Origin of the sequence: Agromyces binzhouensis (assembly GCF_004135055.1) — a bacterium.
In the GTDB taxonomy this organism is placed as follows: Bacteria; Actinomycetota; Actinomycetes; order Actinomycetales; family Microbacteriaceae; genus Agromyces; species Agromyces binzhouensis.
Genome location: NZ_SDPL01000522.1, coordinates 1 through 1,795, shown reverse-complemented (window position 1 = coordinate 1,795; position 1,795 = coordinate 1). Strand labels below are relative to the sequence as shown.

At 73.4% G+C, this 1,795-nt stretch carries 2 protein-coding genes; one reads left to right on the top strand and one right to left on the bottom strand.

Translation table 11 applies throughout. The features are described 5' to 3' along the window. Positions 1 to 185: 185 nt before the first annotated feature. Positions 186 to 1,145 carry a prephenate dehydratase gene (gene pheA, locus ESO86_RS16355; RefSeq protein WP_129235892.1) on the bottom strand — a complete coding sequence of 320 codons (960 nt, stop codon included), beginning with the start codon at positions 1,143 to 1,145 and terminating at the stop codon, positions 186 to 188. 85 nt (positions 1,146 to 1,230) lie between these two features. Here pheA and ESO86_RS16350 point away from each other — a divergent pair. Further along, a partial coding sequence (locus tag ESO86_RS16350) for a DUF445 family protein (RefSeq protein WP_207207194.1) occupies positions 1,231 to 1,795 on the top strand: 565 nt, incomplete at its 3' end.

Genomic DNA, 1,795 nt, shown 5'->3' with positions numbered 1-1,795 from the left:
ATCCGGGCGGGACCCCTCCGGCGACCCGTCCGGGGCGGTCGCCGGCGGGGCCGACGTCGCCTCGACGCGCGGGCCGGGCTCGCCCGGGGCCGAGTCGTCCTCCGACCGCCCTGACCAGCCCCGCTGGTAGCGCGGATCGAATCGCGGATCGAACTCCGGCTCCGTCGCCGGCCCACCCATCGCGCTCAGTCCTCCTCGGGTTCCCCGCTCAGGATGCCGCGCAGCCAGTCGCGCGCCTCGATGAAGATCTCGTCGTCGTACTTCGAGTGGTACTCGACCTCGCGGCGGTCGGCGCGCGGGTAGGAGCCGAGGAAGATCACCTTCGGGCTGAAGCGCCGGAGGCCGAGCAGCGAGTCGAAGACGCGCTCGTCCTCGACGTGTCCGTCGAGGTCGATCACGAACCGGTAGCGGCCCATCTCGTCGCCGATCGGGCGCGACTGCAGCAGCGACATGTTCACGCCGCGGGTCGAGAACTGCTCGAGCATCGCCAGCAGCGAGCCCGGCTCGTCGTCGGGCAGCTCGACGATGACGCTCGTCTTGTCGGCACCCGTGCGCGGCGGCACCGCCCGCGACCGGCTCACGAGCACGAACCGGGTCATCGCGTTCGGGTTGTCGCCGATCGCCTCGGCGAGCACCTCGACGTCGAGGTGGTCGACGATGCCCGGCGGCGCCACCGCGGCGTCGGCGAGGCCGTCGTCGAAGAGGGATGCCGCGGCCTGCACGTTGCTCGTCGACGGCAGGTGGGCGTGGTCGGGGAGCTCGCGCTCGAGCCATCCGCGCGACTGCGCGTAGGCCACGGGGTGGGCGTTCACGACGCGGACCTCGTCGAGCCGGGTGCCGGGGCGCGCGACGAGCACGAAGTTCACGGGCACGAGGTACTCGCCCACGATGCGGAGGCCGGCGACCGTCGCGAGCGCGTCCTGCGTGGCGGACACGCCGCCGTCGACCGAGTTCTCGATCGCGATCATCGCCGCCGTGGAGCGGCCCTCGACGACGTCGGCGAGCGCCTCGCCCACGTTGTTGACGCTGCGCCAGTGCTTGCCCTCGGCCTCGGGAACCTGCTTCAGCGCGGCCTCGGTGAACGTGCCCGCCGGCCCCAGGTACGAGTACGTCTCGTCGGGGCGTGGCTGCGCGGCATCCGTCATGCCGCAAGCCTACGGCGCGGGGTCGTCGTGTTTCGGGGAGCCAGCGCATCCCGACGGGGCAGAATCGCTTCGAGGGGGTGGGCGCATGACGACGACGGATGCCGCGGCCGCGCGCCGCACGGTTCCGACCGACGAGGAGCGGCGCATCGCGCTGCGGCGCATGAAGCGGATCGCCCTCGGGCTGCTGCTCGTCGCCGCCGCCGTGTTCGCCGTCGCGTTCCCCCTGCAGGAGACCGTGCCGTGGATGGGGTTCGTCCGCGCCGCCGCCGAGGGTGCGATGGTGGGCGCGATCGCCGACTGGTTCGCGGTCACCGCGCTGTTCCGGCACCCGCTCGGGCTGCCCATCCCGCACACGGCGATCATCCCGCGCCGCAAGGACGAGATCGGCGCGACCCTGGGCGCCTTCGTCGAGGACGAGTTCCTCTCCGACGCCGTCGTGCGCGGCAAGCTGGCCTCGATGGGCGTCGCCCGGCGACTCGGCGAGTGGCTGCGCGATCCCGCGAACGCCGAGCGCGTGACCGCGGAGGCATCCGTCGCCGGACGCGGCGTGCTGGGGCTGCTCGGCGACGACGACGTGGCCGGGGTCATCGAGCAGCTCGCGAGGCGGCACCTGCTCGAGCCCGAGTGGGGGCCGGCGATCGGCCGCGTCG

Coding starts and splice junctions, on each gene's coding strand:
- pheA (WP_129235892.1), bottom strand. CDS start 1,145: ATGACGGATGCCGCGCAGCCACGCCCCGACGAGACGTACTCGTACCTG.